This is a genomic window from Pseudactinotalea suaedae (assembly GCF_009733815.1).
GTDB lineage: Bacteria > Actinomycetota > Actinomycetes > Actinomycetales > Beutenbergiaceae > Pseudactinotalea > Pseudactinotalea suaedae.
Window position 1 is genome coordinate 119,370 of the sequence record NZ_WNXY01000013.1, and the last position, 15,319, is coordinate 134,688.

A 15,319-nucleotide genomic window follows, 5' to 3' on the forward strand; every position below is an offset into this window, starting at 1 on the left:
AGCCGATGACCGAGCCTCGAGAGGCCGACGCCCCGCTGGGCGACGCCGAGGACGACGGTGAGGTGACCGTCTCGCCCGCCGCCGCGCTGGCGGCCATCAAGGCCTCGCAGGAGGCCGTGCGGCAGCAGACCCACCCGAGCGCCACGGCGATGTTCACCGTCTGGGGCGTCGCGTTCCTGATCTCCTACTCCTCGCTCTACCTTGGTTACTCCGAGTCCGCGCAGATGCCCCGCGGCTGGTCGATGGCCGTGCTGGGCGCCTGCGTGGTGGGTGCGATGGTGTTCACCGCCATCCACATCGCCCGACGCACCTCGGGCATCCGCGGCACCAGCTCCAGGGTCGGCGCCATGTACGGCTGGTCCTGGTGCATCTGCTTCGTGTTCGCCATGGTGATCTTCGGAGCCGTGGCCGACGCCGGTGCGCCGCCGCTCGCGATGTCGATCCTCACCAACGCGGTCGCCCTGCTCATCGTGGCCGCGCTCTACATGGCGGGCGGCGCCCTGTTCGGAGAGTGGCGGATGTTCGCGCTCGGTGCGTGGTTCGCCGTCGTCGGATCGATCGCCGCGATCGTGGCACCGCCCGAGGGCTACCTCGTGCAGGCGATCGCCGGGGGTGGGGGCTTCCTCGTCGCAGCCGTGGCTGCTCAGCTGATCGAGCGGTGGCGGTCGAGGTGACCGACCTCGAGCTCGATCCCGTCATCCACGTGCAGGCGCGGCTGCGCGTCGTCGCCACGCTGGCCGGCATCCCGGGCGGTGATCGCATCGCCTTCACCCGGCTGCAGAACGTGCTCGGCATGACCGCCGGGAACCTGTCCACCCACCTGCGCAAGCTCGAGGACGCCGGGTACGTCGTCGTCGAGAAGACGTTCGAGGGGCGCAGCCCCGTGACCTACGTGGCCCTGGCCGCCGCAGGCCGCCGGGCCTTCGAGACCTACACCGCCTCGCTCGAGGCACTCCTGAAGGGGGCTCTGGAATGACCAGCACGACCACCACCAGCACGACCGCCAGCACGACCACCGCCACCGATGCTCCCGTCGTCACGGTCGAGCACGCGCACCGCATGTTCGGTGACGTCGTCGCTCTGGACGACGTCAGCCTGAGCGTCCACCCCGGCGAGATCGTCGGGCTGCTCGGCCCGAACGGTGCCGGCAAGAGCACCCTGCTCTCGCTGATCAACGGACAGCGCAAGCCGACCTCGGGCACCGTGCGGCTGTTCGGGCAGGACCCGCGCACCCCGGCCGCCCGCATCGGGCTCGGCATCACGCCGCAGGAGACCGGGCTGCCGGCATCGCTCAAGGTCGGGGAGGTCGTCGACTTCATCAGCGGCCACTACCCCGACCCGATGCCGCGCGCCGAGCTGCTGGCGAGGTTCGACCTCACCGACCTCGACAACCGCCAGACGGGTGGCCTCTCGGGAGGTCAGAAGCGACGCCTCGCCGTCGCGCTCTCGCTGGCGGGACGGCCGCGACTCGTGCTGCTCGACGAGCCCACCACCGGGCTCGACGTCGAGGGCCGCCGGGCGCTGTGGACCGCGCTGCGGGACTACCACGCCGAGGGCGCCACGGTCATCGTGACCAGCCACTACCTCGAGGAGATCGAGGCGCTGGCCGAGCGGGTGGTCGTCATCGGCGGCGGCACCATCCTGGCCGACGACACCCTCCACGCCGTCATCTCCCGCGTGCAGTCGCACCGGGTGACCTTCCGCAGCGGCACCGATCGCGACCAGCTCGCCCGGCTGCCCGGTGTGACCGCGCTCGAGGCCGACGGCGACCGCTACTCCCTGCTCACCGGCGACTCCGACGCCCTCGTGCGAGCACTGGTCACCGGAGGCGCCGCGTTCAGCGGGCTCGAGGTGCGCGGCGCCTCGCTGGAGGAAGCGTTCCTGAGCCTGACCGACACCACGACGGAGGCAGCATGACCACCCAGACGATCGACCGCACCCGGACCGCAGCGACCGGACCGCGCTCGGTGAGCTTTCTGCGGCTGACGCTGCTGCACGCGAAGTACAACATCCTCGAGTCCATCCGGATCCCGATCGCCGTCATCGGGAACCTGATGTTCCCCACGCTCGCGATGTTCTTCTTCGTGGTGCCGCAGTCGTCCGTGACCAGCGACCCGGTGTGGTCGATGATCTCGGTCGGCGGGCTCGCGATGTTCTCGGTGATGAGCACGTTCCTGTTCACGTTCGGCGTCGGCGTCGCCGAGGACCGGGCACTGCCGTTCGACCCCTATCTGCGCACCATGCCCGCGGGTGCGGCGCCCCGCATGGTCGGCCGCATCGTCAGCGCGTGCGCCTTCGCCCTGGTCGCGCTGGTGCCGCTCGGCCTGGTCGCCGGGATCTTCACCGCCGCTGCTCCGACGCCGGGCCAGCTGCTGCTCGGCGTGGTGACGCTGCTGGCCGCCGGCATCCCGTTCCTCATGCTGGGCCTGTTCATCGGGTACAGCCTGAGCAGCAAGGCGGCGATCGCCGTCGTGCAGGTGGTGCTGTTCCCGCTGGCGTTCGCGGGCGGGCTGTTCATGCCGGCCGAGATGTTCCCCAGCTGGCTCGAGCGGCTGAGCACGTTCCTGCCGAGCCGAGCCGGCCGCGACCTGGTCATCGGCGCCTTCACCGGCACCGACGTGTACGCCCACGCGCTGCCCGTCCTGCTCGCCTGGGGCGTGACCTTCACCGCCCTCGCCGTCTGGGCCTACCGCCGCGACGAGGGGCGACGCTTCCGCTGACGGCCGCACCGTGACGCCTCGGCGAGCAGATCTCGGCGGGGCGGAGCGTGCGGCGGGGCGGTGCCGTGCGCCTAGCATGCTCACCATGCGCGTGACGATGCGTGATGTTGCCGCTCGTGCGGGCGTCTCGCTCAAGACCGTCTCGCGCGTGGTCAATCGCGAGCCGCACATCCGCCCCGAGACCCAGCAGCTGGTGCGAGCGGCCATCGAGGACCTGGGGTGGATCCCCAACTCCGCCGCGCGGACCCTGCGGACAGGCCGCACCGGCGTCATCGGCATCGTCGTCACCGAGCTCCGGCGGCCGCTGCTGGCGGAGCTGGTCGAGACCCTCGTGACCGAGGTGAACGCGCGCGGCCTCAACGCCGCCGTCGAACCGACGCACGACGACGGCGACCGCCTCGCCCAGGTCTGGGCGCAGCGGGGTTCGACGTTCGACGGGCTGCTGGCGGTCGACCTGCCGCAACAGCCGACTGCTTCGGCCGGCGCGGGCGGTGCCGATGCCGGCCCGGTGGTCCGCGTCGACGTGACGCAGGCAGGTGGCGGCCACGGCGGCGACCGCGTCGCGACCGACCTTGACCAGGCGGCCGACCTCGTGACCCGGCACCTGGCGGTGATGGGCCGCCGCCACCCCGTGCAGCTCGGCCCCGGGCCGCTCGCCTCCCGTGACGACATCCCGGTCGTCGAGCTGGGCGAGCACGTCGGGCGTGCTGCCGGCTACCGCGCCGCCCAGCGGGCCGTCGTGGCGCACCCCGGGGTCGACGTGATGATCTGCGGCACCGACGAGGTCGCGCTCGGTGCTCTCGCCGGCCTCCACGCGGCCGGGCTCGCAGTGCCCGAGCAGGTGGCGGTCATCGGCTTCGGGGCGCTCGACGACGGCTGGTTCGCCACGCCGTCGCTCACCACGATCGATCCCGAGCCACGGGTGCTGGCGCGCAGCGCCGTGGACCTGCTGGCGCGCCGACTCGCCGACGACGGCGGTGCGGTCCCGACCGAGGTGCTCGTGCCGGTGACGCTGGTGCGCCGGGAGTCGACGCTCGGGGCAGGTGGCTGATGAGACGCCCCACCCTCGACGACGTGGCCGCGCTGGCCGGGGTCTCGGCCAAGACCGTCTCGAACGTGCTGCTGGAGCGGCCGCACGTCGCGACGGCCACCCGGGACCGGGTGCTGGAGGCGGTCGAGACCGTGGGCTACCGGGTGAACCGTGCGGGACGAGGCCTCGCCTCCGGTCGCAGCGGCCGCATCGCCATCGTGGTGCCCAACCTGCACCAGCCCTACTTCGCCGAGACGGCGGAGCGGCTGATCCTCGAGCTCGCGGCTCGCGGCTTCACCAGCACGCTGCGGATCGCACCCGATGCGGCGTCCGAGCGCGACGCCGTGCTCACCCGCACCACCGCCGATGCCGACGGCGTGATCATCTGCCCGCACTACTTCGTGGCGGACTTCGTGGACACCGCGCTCCCCGACCGCCCGATCGTGCAGCTCGGGGGCGCGCCGGCCGGGGTGGTCGACACCGTGGTGATGGGGGAGCGGGAGGGGTTCGAGGCCGTCACGCGGCACCTCCTGGACACCGGGCGGCGCCGGCTCGCGCTGGTCTGGAACCCCTTCAGCAGCGGCGAGCCCGAGGGGTCGCGCTACGAGGGTTTCGTGAGCGCGCACCGGGCGCGGGGCCTCGAGCCCGACCCCGACCTGATGGTCTCCGGCTCGGACTGGGACCGCCGCGCCTCCGGGTACGAGGCGATCGCCGGCCTGATCCGCACCGGCCGGACCTTCGACGGCGTCGTCGCGATCAACGACGCCGTGGCGGTGGGGGCGCTGCGGGCGCTGCGCAGCCACGGTCTCCGCGTGCCGGACGACGTGGCGCTGACCGGGTTCGACGACACCGACCAGGCCGCGTTCACCGTGCCACCGCTGACCTCGGTGAGCCCCGAGAGCGAGGACATGGCCAGGAACGCCGTCGACATGCTCCTCGAACGGCTGAACGGGCTCGACGCCCCCGGCCGCACCCGCCGCACCGGCGCGCACCTGGTGCCGCGCGCCTCCAGCGCCGCCCGCAGCTGACCGGCTGCCCACGCCGAACAGGGGATTCTGCCCCGGTCTCGGCCGTACCGCCCCGATCAGGGCGTTCTGCCCGGTCTCGGCCGTCACACCGGGCGAAACCGCCTGCTCGCCGGGATACGGGTGCGGCTGGACCCGATGTTAACGATCACATCACGACGATGTCTTGCTGTTGACAACGCTGAATGATCGCTCCTAGTCTCTCGTCGTCACCCCATCCGACAAGGGAGCGGACGTTGACTCACCCGGCCGGCGCGTCGAGCGCCACGCCCGCACTGCCTCGCAGCGGACGCGCGCCCCACCGACCGCTGGCGGTGCCGTCCGTGCGCCTCGGCGGGCAGGGGCCCCTCGGCAGCTGGCAGCAGCGCAACGCCGACGCCACGATCGATCACCTGATCAGCAACCTCGAGAGCTCGGGGGTGCTCGACAACTTCCGCCGCGTGATCGGCGAGTCCGGTGCCGGTTACCGGGGTTTCGTCTTCGCGGACTCCGACCTGTACAAGACGATCGAGGCGGTCGCGTGGGAGATCTCCCGCAGCGGCACCTCCCGCTGGGACTCCTGGCTGGATCAGGTGATCGAACTGGTCGCGCGGGTCCAGGAGCCGTCGGGCTACGTGATGACCTGGATCCAGGGGCTGCACCCGGAGAAGCGGTTCGCCGAGCTCGAGTGGACCCACGAGATGTACGTCCTCGGCCACATGATCCAGGCCGCGGTGGCGCTCGACCGGGCAGCCGGTCGCGACGACCTGCTCACCCTCGCTCGCGCCTTCGCCGATCTCGTCGACCGCCGGTTCGGTCCGGGACGCGAGGACGGGATCTGCGGGCACCCCGAGATCGAGACCGCGCTCGTGGAGCTGTACCGGCACACGGCCGAGCGGCGGTACCTCGTGCTGGCCGAGCGGATGATCGACCTGCGCGGCCACGGGCTGCTCAAGGTCGGCGGCCTCGGCGCCTCCTACTTCCAGGACCACACCCCGGTACGGGAGTCCCAGCACGCCGTCGGCCACGCCGTGCGGCAGCTCTACCTCAACGCCGGCGTGACCGACGTCCACCTCGAGACCGGTGAGCAGGCGCTGCTGGACGCGATGCACGTGCAGTGGGACAGCGCGCACGACCGCAAGATGTACCTGACCGGCGCCTTCGGCTCGCGGCACCGCGACGAGGCCTTCGGCGACGACTACGAGCTGCCGTCCGACCGCGCCTACGCCGAGACCTGCGCCAGCATCGCCGACGTCCACTGGGCCTGGCGGATGCTGCTCGCCGGTGACGCACCCGCCCGCTATGCCGAGACGATCGAGCGCGAGCTGCACAACGCGCTGGCCGCTGCCGTGGGCGAGGACGGCACCACCTTCTTCTACGCCAACCCGTTACAGCTGCGCCCAGACCGGTTCTCGGAGGAGAACGCCCCCCGCGAGCGCCAGCCCTGGTACTCGTGCGCCTGCTGCCCGCCCAACCTCGCGCGGTTGTTCGCGCAGATGTCGGCGTACGTCGCCACCAGCACCGAGCGCGAGCTCGCGCTGCACCTGCACGCCGACGCCGAGATCGACGTCCCCGAGCACCTCGGCGGCGGGACGCTCGCGGTCTCCACCCGCTATCCCGACGACGGAGCGGTCCACCTCAGCTACGACGGTGCCGCCCCGCTGCGTCTGGCGGTGCGGATCCCGAGCTGGTCGAGCCGGTCCACGCTCGACGGCGACCCGGTCCAGCCGGACGCCGACGGCTACCTCCGACTGGAGCTCAGCGGCTCACGGACGCTCGCTCTCGACCTCACGCCGCGTTGGACCCGGGCGCACCACCGCGTCGACGCCCTGCGGGGTGCGCGCGCGATCGAGGTCGGACCTCGGGTCTACTGCGTCGAGCAGGTGGACCTGCCCGACGGCGTCGCGCTGGACGACGTGATGGTCGCCGAGGGCGCACCGCTCACGATCCGATCCGACTCGGGCTCACCCCAGGTGAGCCTGCAGGGAACGGTCCGGTCGCCGTCGTCGGCCGGCCTGTACGCCCGACCTGAGCACCCCTCGACGAGCGGTGACGACCGGACAGTCGATGTCGTCGCCATCCCGTTCGCGTCATGGGGAAACCGAGGCAGCACCGCCATGCGGGTGTGGCTGCCTGTCATCTAGATCGCTGGACAGCACGACCGCGTGGTCGCGCACATACTCAAGGAGGAGTCATGAGCAGAGCAGGACAGTTCCGGCGGCGTGCGGTTCCCGCACTCGCCGCCCTGACCGTGGGGGCGCTGGCGCTCGCCGCGTGCAGCGGCGGTGGTGACGGCGACGGCGACGGTGGTGGCGGCGGAGGTGACGGCACCCTTCAGATCCTTGCGCTCAAGCACCCGTTGACCGGCGCGATGGCCGACATGGCCTGGGTCGGTCAGATCGAGGAGGCCGCCGGCGTCACGATCGAGTGGGAGGAGGTGTCCGCCGACTGGGACCAGAAGAAGCCCACGATGCTCGCCGCGGGCGACATCCCCGACCTCATCGTCGGCACCAACGCCATCACCAACGGCGACCTCGCCACCTTCAACGGACTCTTCGAGGACCTCAGCGACGACCTCGAGTCGCTGCCGAACGTCACCGGCATGTTCGAGGCGGTGCCCGCGACCGAGTCGATGGCCACCCAGCCCGAGGGCGAGATCTTCTCGCTGCCCAGCTACCGGCGGTTCTGGCCCGAGACCGGCACCCGCCAGTTCATCAACCAGCAGTGGCTGGACAACCTGGGGCTCGAGCAGCCCACCACCTGGGACGAGCTCCACGAGGTGCTGCTGGCGTTCAAGACCCAGGACGCCAACGGCAACGGGGACCCGAACGACGAGATCCCCATGGACTGGGCACCCGTGGGTGAGACCGGCTTCGGCCTCTTCCAGCCGACCGTGCTGCTGGGCAGCATGGGCATGCCGATCTCCGACGGCGGCGGTGCCGGCTACTTCGTCGAGGACGGTGAGGTGAAGAACTTCCTCATCGACGAGCGCTATCGCGACCTGATCGCGTTCCTGCACGAGCTCTACGCCGACGGTCTGATCAGCCAGGACGTCATGACCCAGGACTACTCCGCCTACCAGTCGGTGGCTCGCGGCGAGGGTGACACCGCGCGCGTCGGGTTCACCTGGGGCTGGGCGGGCTCGGACCGCGTGGGCGCCCAGCTCGTGGGCCAGTACTCGGCGCTCCCGCCGCTGCGGGCCGACGAGTCCATGTCCGAGGCCGACCTGACGTGGTCCTACGACTCCTACATGCTCAACTACGGCGTCAACTCGATCACGATGTCGGCGCAGTCCGACAACAAGGAGGCGGCGCTCGCGGTCATCAACGCCTTCTACGACCAGGACATCTCGCTCGAGGTGCTCTGGGGCGACTTCGACGAGAACATCACCAAGGTCGACGACACCTCCTACGAGGTGCTGCCGCCCACGGACGAGACCGTCGACCCCTCAACGTGGAAGTGGACCACCACGCTGGCCGACAACGGGCCGGGCTGGATCAGGGACGACATCGACGTGGTGCTGCCGAGCGACCTCGCGGAGGCGGTCGAGCAGTCCCAGCCGCTGGAGGCGGCGATCGCGAACGTCGACCCGGACGCCGACATCTTCCCGGGCCAGCTGATCAAGATGAGCCAGGAAGACCTCAACACCATCTCGATCAACAACACCGCGGTCTTCACCATCGCCATGCAGCGGTGGGCCACCTGGATCACCGAGGGCGGGGTCGAGAGCGGCTGGGACGGCTACGTCGCCGAGGTCGGGGGTTCGGGACTCGCGCAGAACATCGAGATCCACCAGAGCTACTACGACGAGTTCAGCTCCTCGCAGGGGTAGCGCGAGCACGTCAGCGCTGACGGCTGACACCAACCTCAGGTGCGGTTCGCCCACGGTCGTGGGCGAACCGCACCCCGATCGAAGGAGATCACCGTGACGGCAGCCTCGCCGGCACAATCTCGGCCGCGGCAGCGTGGTGCGGCTGCCCTGGTCCGGCACGCGCGCCGGTACTGGCAGCTGTGGGTGATGGCCGCACCCGCGATCGCGTTCGTCGCGGTGTTCGCCTACGTGCCGATGTACGGGCTCCAGCTGGCGTTCCGCGAGTTCGACTTCTCCGCCGGGCTGACCGGTGGTGAGTTCGTCGGCCTCAAGTACTTCCAGCAGTTCTTCGACAGCCCGCAGTTCTGGACGCTGATCCGCAACACCGTGGTGATCAGCCTGACGACGCTGGTCGCCGGCTTCGTGGCTCCGATCGCGCTCGCGCTGATCGTCAATCAGGTGGTCGGCCGGACCCGCAAGAAGTTCCTGCAGACGGCCACGTATCTGCCGCACTTCATCTCGATCGTGGTGATCGTGGGCATGCTGCAGGTGTTCCTGTCACCCTCGTCGGGTCTGATCACGCGGGTGGCGGAGTTCTTCGGCGTCACGGGCGTCAACTTCCTGGGCAGCTCGACGTTCGTGTCGGTGTACGTGATCTCCGAGGTGTGGCAGCACTGCGGGTGGAACAGCATCATCTACCTGGCCGCGCTGGCCAGCGTCGACACCCAGCTGTACGAGGCGGCCCGGATCGACGGCGCAGGCCGGTTCACGATCATCCGTCACATCGACGTGCCCGCGCTGGTCCCGACGATGATCGTGCTGCTGATCCTCAACATGGGCAACGTGCTCAACACCGGTTTCGAGAAGATCTTCTTGATGCAGAACCCCCTGAACCTGGGGGTCTCGGAGGTGATCGCCACCTACGTCTACAAGATCGGCATCCTGTCGAACCAGTTCAGCTACGGCACGGCGATCGGGCTGTTCAACACCCTCATCAACTTCACCTTCTTGGTCGTCACGAACCAGGTGGCCAAGCGGGTGTCCAACACGAGCCTGTGGTGACGATGATGCGACTCAGCTTTCTGCGTACACGCAGCCCCGGCGACATCGCCTTCACGATCGGGCTGGTGATCGTCTGTGCCGTGATCCTGTTCGTCACGCTGTACCCGATCTACTTCGTGATGATCGCCTCGATCAGCGACGCGACGATGGTCGCGACCGGGCGGGTGTGGGTCTGGCCGCAGAACATCTCCTTGTTCGGGTACGAGCAGATCCTGGAGGACGGGCGGATCTGGACCGGGTACCGCAACACGATCATCTACACGGTGGTCGGCACCGCGGTGAACCTGCTGGTCACGCTGCCGGCGGCGTACGCGCTCTCGCGGCGGGAGTTCCGGCCGCGGCGGGTGCTGATGTTCTTCTTCGCCTTCACGATGTTCTTCAACGGCGGCCTGATCCCGATGTACCTGCTGCTGCGGGACCTGAGCCTGCTCGACAACTGGCTGGTGTTCATCCTGCCCAGCGCGGTGAACGTCTACAACCTCATCATCGCCAGGGCGTTCTTCGAGAACTCGCTGCCCGAGGAGCTGTACGAGGCCGCCACGATCGATGGCGCCACCTACTTCCAGTTCTTCGCCCGGATGGCGGTGCCGCTGTCGATGGCGATCATCTCCGTGATCGGCCTGTACTACCTCGTGCAGCACTGGAACGACTTCTTCACCGGCCTGGTGTTCGTTCGAACCTACGACAAGCAGCCGCTGCAGATCGTGCTGCGCGACATCCTGATCTCCAACCAGGCCTTCTCCGGAGGTGCCGGCGGCTCGGGAGGATCCGGGGGCGGCAGCTACGCCCAGCAGTACGCCGACCAGATCAAGTACGGCGTGATCGTGGTCTCGACGCTGCCGGTCATCATCCTCTACCCCTTCATGCAGCGGTACTTCGAGAAGGGCGTCATGATCGGGTCGGTGAAGGGCTGATGCAGCGGCTCCTGGACTGGCACCAGCGGCTCGGGCGGCTGGGGCTGCGGCTGCTCTACCTGCAGCTGCTGTGGCTGGGATGGACGCTGCGCGGGGCCGTGCTGCTCGGGGTCTTCCCCGCGACCGCCGCGGTGCACGCCGTGCTGCGTGAGCACGAGCGTGAGGGCGGCGTCGACGACGAGCTCCCGAGCTGGCGCACCGTGCGGGCCTCGTTCGGCGCGCACCGGCGTCGTGAGCTGTGGCCGGCGAACCGGCTCGGGCTGGTGCTCGTGCTGACCTGGTCGGTGCTGCTGTTCTCGCGGTCGGTCGTGGAGCGGATCGACCTCGGCGCCGCCGGCCCGCTGCTCGCCGGCGCCCACACCGTCCTCGGCATCGTGCTCGGGCTCGCCACCATCCTGGTGTGGCCGCTGCAGGCCCACTTCGACGAGGGCGCCACAGCCCTGCTGCGACGCGCCCTCGTGCTGGTGATCGGCAGGCCGGCGACGGCGCTGCTCACCGGTGCCGGGGCCGGTCTGGTGCTGTGCGCCTACTACCTGCTGCCCGGGCTGGTGCCCGTCTTCGGGATCGTCGCCCCGGCGGCGATCGCCACCGCGTGCCTGTGGCGCACCCAGGTGCTGGCAGCAGCGCCCACGGCACCGGCGACCGCCCGTGCCTCGCTCGAGCCGGTAGGGACCCGATGAACCACGAGAACTCGCGCTCCGCCGTCGAGCCCGTGCTCCGCTCGCTCGGCTACGAGGGGCGGGTACGGCTCTCGGGCGCGCTCGGCGAGCGGATCGCCGACGCGGTCGAGACCTACCTCGGCATGGCACCGGACGACGTGCTGCACGGCTTTCGCCAGCAGGCGGGGCTGCCCGCACCCGGAGCACCGATGACCGGGTGGTCGCGGGTGACGACACAGCCCACCTTCGGGCAGTGGGTCTCCGGGTTGGCCAGGCTCGGCGTCACCGCCGGTGCGGCCGAGGCGACCGCACGCGCCGTCGAGCTGGTCGCGGGCTACGCCGAGACGGTCGGGCCGGACGGCGACGTGCGGATGTCGCTCTACGGGTACGAGAAGCTCGTGTGCGGGCTCGTCGACGTGGCGCGCTACGCCCCCCAGGGGCGGGCCGAGGCGCTCGCGCTGCTCGAGCGCACGGTGGAGTGGGCGGCGCGCACGTTCGAGCGGGACCGGCCCCCGGCCCACGCCGCCAACTTCGCCGGCGGCGTCATCACGCCGACCTCGCACGCCCGCACGATCGAGTGGTACACGCTGGCGGAGAACCTGCACCGTGGCTACCTCGCCGGTGCGGACGCCTCGGTCGAGGACGTCGCGCGGCTGTGGCACTACGACGCGTACTGGGACACCTTCGCGCAGGCACCCGAGCCGGGCCGGCCCTGGGACGTGCCGGTGTGGCTGCACGTCTACTCGCACGTCAACACCTTCGCCTCGGCCGCCGCGGCGTACGAGGTGAGCGGCGACCCGTACCACCTCGAGGTGCTGCGGAACGCCTACTCCTACGTCACCACCACCCAGACCTATGCGACCGGCGGGTACGGGCCGAGCGAGCTGACGCTGCCCGAGGACGGCGCGCTGGGGCGGAGCCTGGAGTGGCGCACCGACACCGCCGAGATCGTGTGCGGCAGCTGGGCCGCGTTCAAGCTGTCGACCGCGCTGCTGCGCTTCACGGGTGAGGCGCGCTACGCCGACTGGGTCGAGCAGCTCGTGTTCTCGGGACTCGGTGCCGTGACACCGGTGCGTCCGGGCGGCCGCTCGCCGTACTACCACGACTACCGGCTGGGCATCGCGACCAAGCTGCCGCACTGGGACGACTGGCCGTGCTGCTCCGGCACCTATGTGCAGGGTGTCTCGCACCTGCCCGATCTCGTCTACCACCAGTACGACGGCGGGATCGCCGTGGCGTTGTACGTCCCCTCCGAGGTCACGTGGTCCCAGGGTGGCCGCGAGCACGGGCTGGCCCAGCGGACCGACTTCCCCGACGGCGACGTCACGACGTTGACAGTCGCGGGCACGGGTCGGTTCGCGCTGCGGCTGCGGGTGCCGCCATGGAGCAGTGGTTTCGCGGTCCGGGTCAACGGCGAGGTCGTCGAGGCGCCCACGGTCGAGGGCGGTTGGCGCGAGCTGGACCGCGACTGGGCCGACGGCGACGAGGTCGGCGTGCGCCTGGGCGCCGGGCTGCGGGTGCTGCCGGTCGATCGGTGGCACCCGAACCGGGTCGCGTTCGCGCACGGTCCGGTGGTGCTGGCGCAGAACGCCGACTGGACGATGCCGATCTCGCTGGCGACGCCGTGGGAGATGGTCGATCTCGACGCCGCGTTCACGCGGGAGGACGGTGCGCTGAGCTACCGGCCGGTGGGTGTCGGGACCGCTCGACTGCCGCTCGGTTCGCTGCGCCCGCTCGCCGACGTGCCCGACCGGATCCCGTACCGGGTCTACACCGACCTCGACGACCCGCGGATCATCTGAGCTGCTGCGGGGTGCAGCAGCCGTCGGTGCAGCCGTCCTCGCCCCGTGCGGTATCGGTGCCGATCAGCGCTGCCGAGGGTGCGCAGCAACCCTTGCCCTGCCAGGCCTCGACGCCCTCCTTGACGGCGACACCGGCGATGATCAGGGCGGCCACCGGGTCCGCCCAGGCCCAGCCGAGCGTCGCGTTGAGCAGCAGCCCGATCAGCAGGACCGCGGACAGGTAGGTGCAGAGCAGGGTCTGCCGGGAGTCCGCCACCGCGCTGGCCGAACCCAGCTCTCGGCCCGTGCGGCGCTCGAACCAGGACAGGAACGGCATCACGACCAGGCTCACGACGGCGAGCGCGATGCCCACGGGGGAGTGGTCGGGCTCGGAGACGCCGAGGAGCGAGCGGATCGCGTCCACCGAGACGAACAGGGCCAGTCCGAAGAACGAGAAGGCGATCAACCGCAGCGCGACGCGCTCGCGGCGTCGATGGTCGGTGGCGGCGAACTGCCACGCGACCGCCGCGGCGGAGAGCACCTCGACCACCGAGTCGAGCCCGAACGCGACGAGCGCCGCGGACGAGGCGAGCCTGCCCGCCGTGATCGCGACGACCGCCTCGATCACGTTGTAGGCGATCGTGGCCGCCACGATCCAGCGGACCCGGCGGACCAGCACCGACTGCCGGGGGGCGGACGGTGCGGGCGGGCTGAGCCGGGTCGCGCTCATGCGCAGCCGCAGCTCTCGTCGCAGCAGCCGGGGTCGACGACGACCACGAGCTTGACGAGCTCGGTGAGCGCCGGCGCGAGGTGCGGGTCGGCCAGGCGGTACCAGGTGCGCCGCCCCTCGCGCACGGCCTCCACCAGCCCGCAGCCACGCAGGCACGCGAGCTGGTTCGACATCACCTGCCGGGAGACCCCGAGGGCGTCCGCCATGTCGGATGGGCTGCCCGGCGCCTCACGCAGCATCAGCAGGATCCGGGTCCGGGTGTCGTCGGACAGCGCGTACCCCAGCCGCGCCAGCGCGGCCGTGTGCGTGAGGGTGACCGACTCGTTCAGGGGAGCTGTCGGGTTCGCGGTCGTGACCATGCCGCGACAGTACAGCAGACGCTGTACTGAACGGAAGGGCGACGACGAACGCCCGGCGAAGGCCCGGCGCTCACCACTCCGAGAGCGAGCCGTCCGGCATGCGCCAGAGCGGGGAGCGCCAGGCGTGGCCCCGCTTGTCGGCCTCGCGGACGGCGTTCTCGTCCACCTCGATACCCAGACCGGGGGCGGTCGGGCGGGCGACGTAGCCCTCGGCGAACGTGAAGACCGTGGGGTCCACCAGGTAGTCGAGCAGGTCGTTGCCCACGTTGTAGTGGATGCCCAGGCTCTGCTCCTGGATCAGGAAGTTGGGCGTCGCGAAGTCGACCTGGAGGCTGGCGGCCAGCGCGATCGGCCCGAGCGGGCAGTGCGGTGCCAGCAACGCACCGAAGGTCTCGGCCAGCGCCGCGATCCGGCGCACCTCGGAGATGCCGCCGGCGTGGCACAGGTCGGGCTGCAGCACCGTGACGCCCTGCTGCAGCACCGGCAGGAACTCCTGCCGCGAGTACAGCCGCTCACCGGTGGCGATCGGGATGCTCGTACGCTCGACCAGCCCGCCGAACAGGTGCGACTGCTCGGGCACCAGCGGCTCCTCGATGAACATCGGCGCCGAGGGCTCGAGCGCCTCGATGAGCCGAGGTGCGCTCGGTCGGGTGACCCTGCCGTGGAAGTCGACGGCGAAGTCCCGGCCCGATCCGAGCGCGTCCCGCGCTGCCTGGGCTCGCTGGGCGACGCCGGTGATCTCGTCCCGGGTGACGATCGGGCTGAGGTAGGCGCCCGCGTTCATCTTGATCGCCGTCAGCCCTGCCTCGACCTGCGCCGCGGCGTGGTCGGCGATCTCCGCGGGGTCGTCGCCACCGATCCAGCCGTAGATCCGCACCTTGTCGCGGACCGGCCCGCCGAGCAGCTCGTGCACCGGGGCGTTGCGGACCTTGCCCGCGATGTCCCACAGCGCCTGGTCGAGGCCCGACACGGCGCTGGCGAGGATCACGCCGCCGCGGTAGAACGTCGACCGCGTCATCGTCTGCCAGTGGTCCTCGATGCGCAGCGGGTCCTGGCCCATCAGCAGCTCGCCGAGCTGGTGCACGCACGCGCGCACGACCTCCGCACTGCCCTCGGCGACCGGCTCTCCCCAGCCGACCACGCCGTCGTCGGTCTCGATCCGGCAGAACAGCCAGCGGGGAGCCACCAGGAACGTCTCGATGCGCGCGATCTTCACGGCGTTCACGACCTCTCTCGTCGAATAGTCAGA

At 70.7% G+C, this 15,319-nt stretch carries 15 protein-coding genes; 12 read left to right on the top strand and 3 right to left on the bottom strand.

Translation table 11 applies throughout. The features are described 5' to 3' along the window. Window positions 1-5 precede the first annotated feature (5 nt). The 12 genes from GPA04_RS19695 to GPA04_RS19750 all read left to right on the top strand — a co-directional run bounded on the left by GPA04_RS19695 (window position 6) and on the right by GPA04_RS19750 (window position 13,002). Complete coding sequence (locus GPA04_RS19695; protein WP_156225922.1) at window positions 6-674, top strand: hypothetical protein; 669 nt, start codon at window positions 6-8, stop codon at window positions 672-674. Then, window positions 671-976, top strand: coding sequence for a transcriptional regulator (locus tag GPA04_RS19700; protein WP_156225923.1), 306 nt, complete (start codon window positions 671-673; stop codon window positions 974-976). Before GPA04_RS19695 ends, GPA04_RS19700 begins: the two co-directional genes overlap by 4 nt. After that, a complete protein-coding gene (locus tag GPA04_RS19705; protein ID WP_156225924.1) occupies window positions 973-1,917 on the top strand; it encodes an ABC transporter ATP-binding protein in 945 nt (314 codons plus the stop codon). Before GPA04_RS19700 ends, GPA04_RS19705 begins: the two co-directional genes overlap by 4 nt. Further along, the gene (locus tag GPA04_RS19710) at window positions 1,914-2,720 is read left to right on the top strand and encodes an ABC transporter permease (protein ID WP_156225925.1); all 807 of its coding nucleotides are present in this window, start codon (window positions 1,914-1,916) and stop codon (window positions 2,718-2,720) included. The genes GPA04_RS19705 and GPA04_RS19710 overlap by 4 nt, the downstream gene beginning before the upstream one ends. A gap of 85 nt (window positions 2,721-2,805) precedes the next feature. Then, the gene (locus GPA04_RS19715) at window positions 2,806-3,771 is read left to right on the top strand and encodes a LacI family DNA-binding transcriptional regulator (protein WP_156225926.1); all 966 of its coding nucleotides are present in this window, start codon (window positions 2,806-2,808) and stop codon (window positions 3,769-3,771) included. Next, complete coding sequence (locus tag GPA04_RS19720) at window positions 3,771-4,778, top strand: LacI family DNA-binding transcriptional regulator (protein ID WP_156225927.1); 1,008 nt, start codon at window positions 3,771-3,773, stop codon at window positions 4,776-4,778. Before GPA04_RS19715 ends, GPA04_RS19720 begins: the two co-directional genes overlap by 1 nt. A gap of 233 nt (window positions 4,779-5,011) precedes the next feature. Beyond that, window positions 5,012-6,898, top strand: a complete 1,887-nt coding sequence (locus tag GPA04_RS19725; RefSeq protein WP_241680934.1) for a glycoside hydrolase family 127 protein — start codon at window positions 5,012-5,014, stop codon at window positions 6,896-6,898. 50 nt (window positions 6,899-6,948) lie between these two features. Continuing rightward, window positions 6,949-8,586, top strand: coding sequence for a type 2 periplasmic-binding domain-containing protein (locus GPA04_RS19730; RefSeq protein WP_156225929.1), 1,638 nt, complete (start codon window positions 6,949-6,951; stop codon window positions 8,584-8,586). Between the two features lie 93 nt (window positions 8,587-8,679). Next, a complete protein-coding gene (locus tag GPA04_RS19735) occupies window positions 8,680-9,627 on the top strand; it encodes an ABC transporter permease (RefSeq protein WP_241680936.1) in 948 nt (315 codons plus the stop codon). Window positions 9,628-9,629: 2 nt separating this feature from the next. Further along, window positions 9,630-10,541: a carbohydrate ABC transporter permease gene (locus tag GPA04_RS19740; RefSeq protein WP_156225973.1), complete on the top strand. Its 912-nt coding sequence runs from the start codon at window positions 9,630-9,632 to the stop codon at window positions 10,539-10,541. Then, window positions 10,541-11,221 carry a YesL family protein gene (locus GPA04_RS19745; protein ID WP_156225930.1) on the top strand — a complete coding sequence of 227 codons (681 nt, stop codon included), beginning with the start codon at window positions 10,541-10,543 and terminating at the stop codon, window positions 11,219-11,221. The genes GPA04_RS19740 and GPA04_RS19745 overlap by 1 nt, the downstream gene beginning before the upstream one ends. Next, window positions 11,218-13,002: a beta-L-arabinofuranosidase domain-containing protein gene (locus GPA04_RS19750; RefSeq protein WP_156225931.1), complete on the top strand. Its 1,785-nt coding sequence runs from the start codon at window positions 11,218-11,220 to the stop codon at window positions 13,000-13,002. The genes GPA04_RS19745 and GPA04_RS19750 overlap by 4 nt, the downstream gene beginning before the upstream one ends. Here the strand turns inward: GPA04_RS19750 and GPA04_RS19755 are convergent. The 3 genes from GPA04_RS19755 to dgoD form a co-directional block, all read right to left on the bottom strand. Next, the gene (locus GPA04_RS19755) at window positions 12,995-13,711 is read right to left on the bottom strand and encodes a cation diffusion facilitator family transporter (protein ID WP_156225932.1); all 717 of its coding nucleotides are present in this window, start codon (window positions 13,709-13,711) and stop codon (window positions 12,995-12,997) included. The two genes, GPA04_RS19750 and GPA04_RS19755, sit on opposite strands and share 8 nt — an antisense overlap. Continuing rightward, window positions 13,708-14,070, bottom strand: coding sequence for an ArsR/SmtB family transcription factor (locus tag GPA04_RS19760; protein WP_156225933.1), 363 nt, complete (start codon window positions 14,068-14,070; stop codon window positions 13,708-13,710). Before GPA04_RS19760 ends, GPA04_RS19755 begins: the two co-directional genes overlap by 4 nt. Window positions 14,071-14,140: 70 nt before the next feature. Next, window positions 14,141-15,295 carry a galactonate dehydratase gene (dgoD, locus tag GPA04_RS19765; protein WP_436277932.1) on the bottom strand — a complete coding sequence of 385 codons (1,155 nt, stop codon included), beginning with the start codon at window positions 15,293-15,295 and terminating at the stop codon, window positions 14,141-14,143. Window positions 15,296-15,319 lie beyond the last annotated feature (24 nt).

Excerpts from the sequence above, each read along its gene's own strand:
- GPA04_RS19695 (WP_156225922.1), top strand. The coding sequence starts at position 6 with ATGACCGAGCCTCGAGAGGCCGACGCCCCGCTGGGCGACGCCGAGGAC.
- GPA04_RS19715 (WP_156225926.1), top strand. The coding sequence starts at position 2,806 with ATGCGCGTGACGATGCGTGATGTTGCCGCTCGTGCGGGCGTCTCGCTC.
- GPA04_RS19760 (WP_156225933.1), bottom strand. The coding sequence starts at position 14,070 with ATGGTCACGACCGCGAACCCGACAGCTCCCCTGAACGAGTCGGTCACC.
- GPA04_RS19710 (WP_156225925.1), top strand. The coding sequence starts at position 1,914 with ATGACCACCCAGACGATCGACCGCACCCGGACCGCAGCGACCGGACCG.
- GPA04_RS19755 (WP_156225932.1), bottom strand. The coding sequence starts at position 13,711 with ATGAGCGCGACCCGGCTCAGCCCGCCCGCACCGTCCGCCCCCCGGCAG.
- GPA04_RS19705 (WP_156225924.1), top strand. The coding sequence starts at position 973 with ATGACCAGCACGACCACCACCAGCACGACCGCCAGCACGACCACCGCC.
- GPA04_RS19750 (WP_156225931.1), top strand. The coding sequence starts at position 11,218 with ATGAACCACGAGAACTCGCGCTCCGCCGTCGAGCCCGTGCTCCGCTCG.
- GPA04_RS19730 (WP_156225929.1), top strand. The coding sequence starts at position 6,949 with ATGAGCAGAGCAGGACAGTTCCGGCGGCGTGCGGTTCCCGCACTCGCC.
- GPA04_RS19740 (WP_156225973.1), top strand. The coding sequence starts at position 9,630 with ATGATGCGACTCAGCTTTCTGCGTACACGCAGCCCCGGCGACATCGCC.
- GPA04_RS19745 (WP_156225930.1), top strand. The coding sequence starts at position 10,541 with ATGCAGCGGCTCCTGGACTGGCACCAGCGGCTCGGGCGGCTGGGGCTG.
- GPA04_RS19720 (WP_156225927.1), top strand. The coding sequence starts at position 3,771 with ATGAGACGCCCCACCCTCGACGACGTGGCCGCGCTGGCCGGGGTCTCG.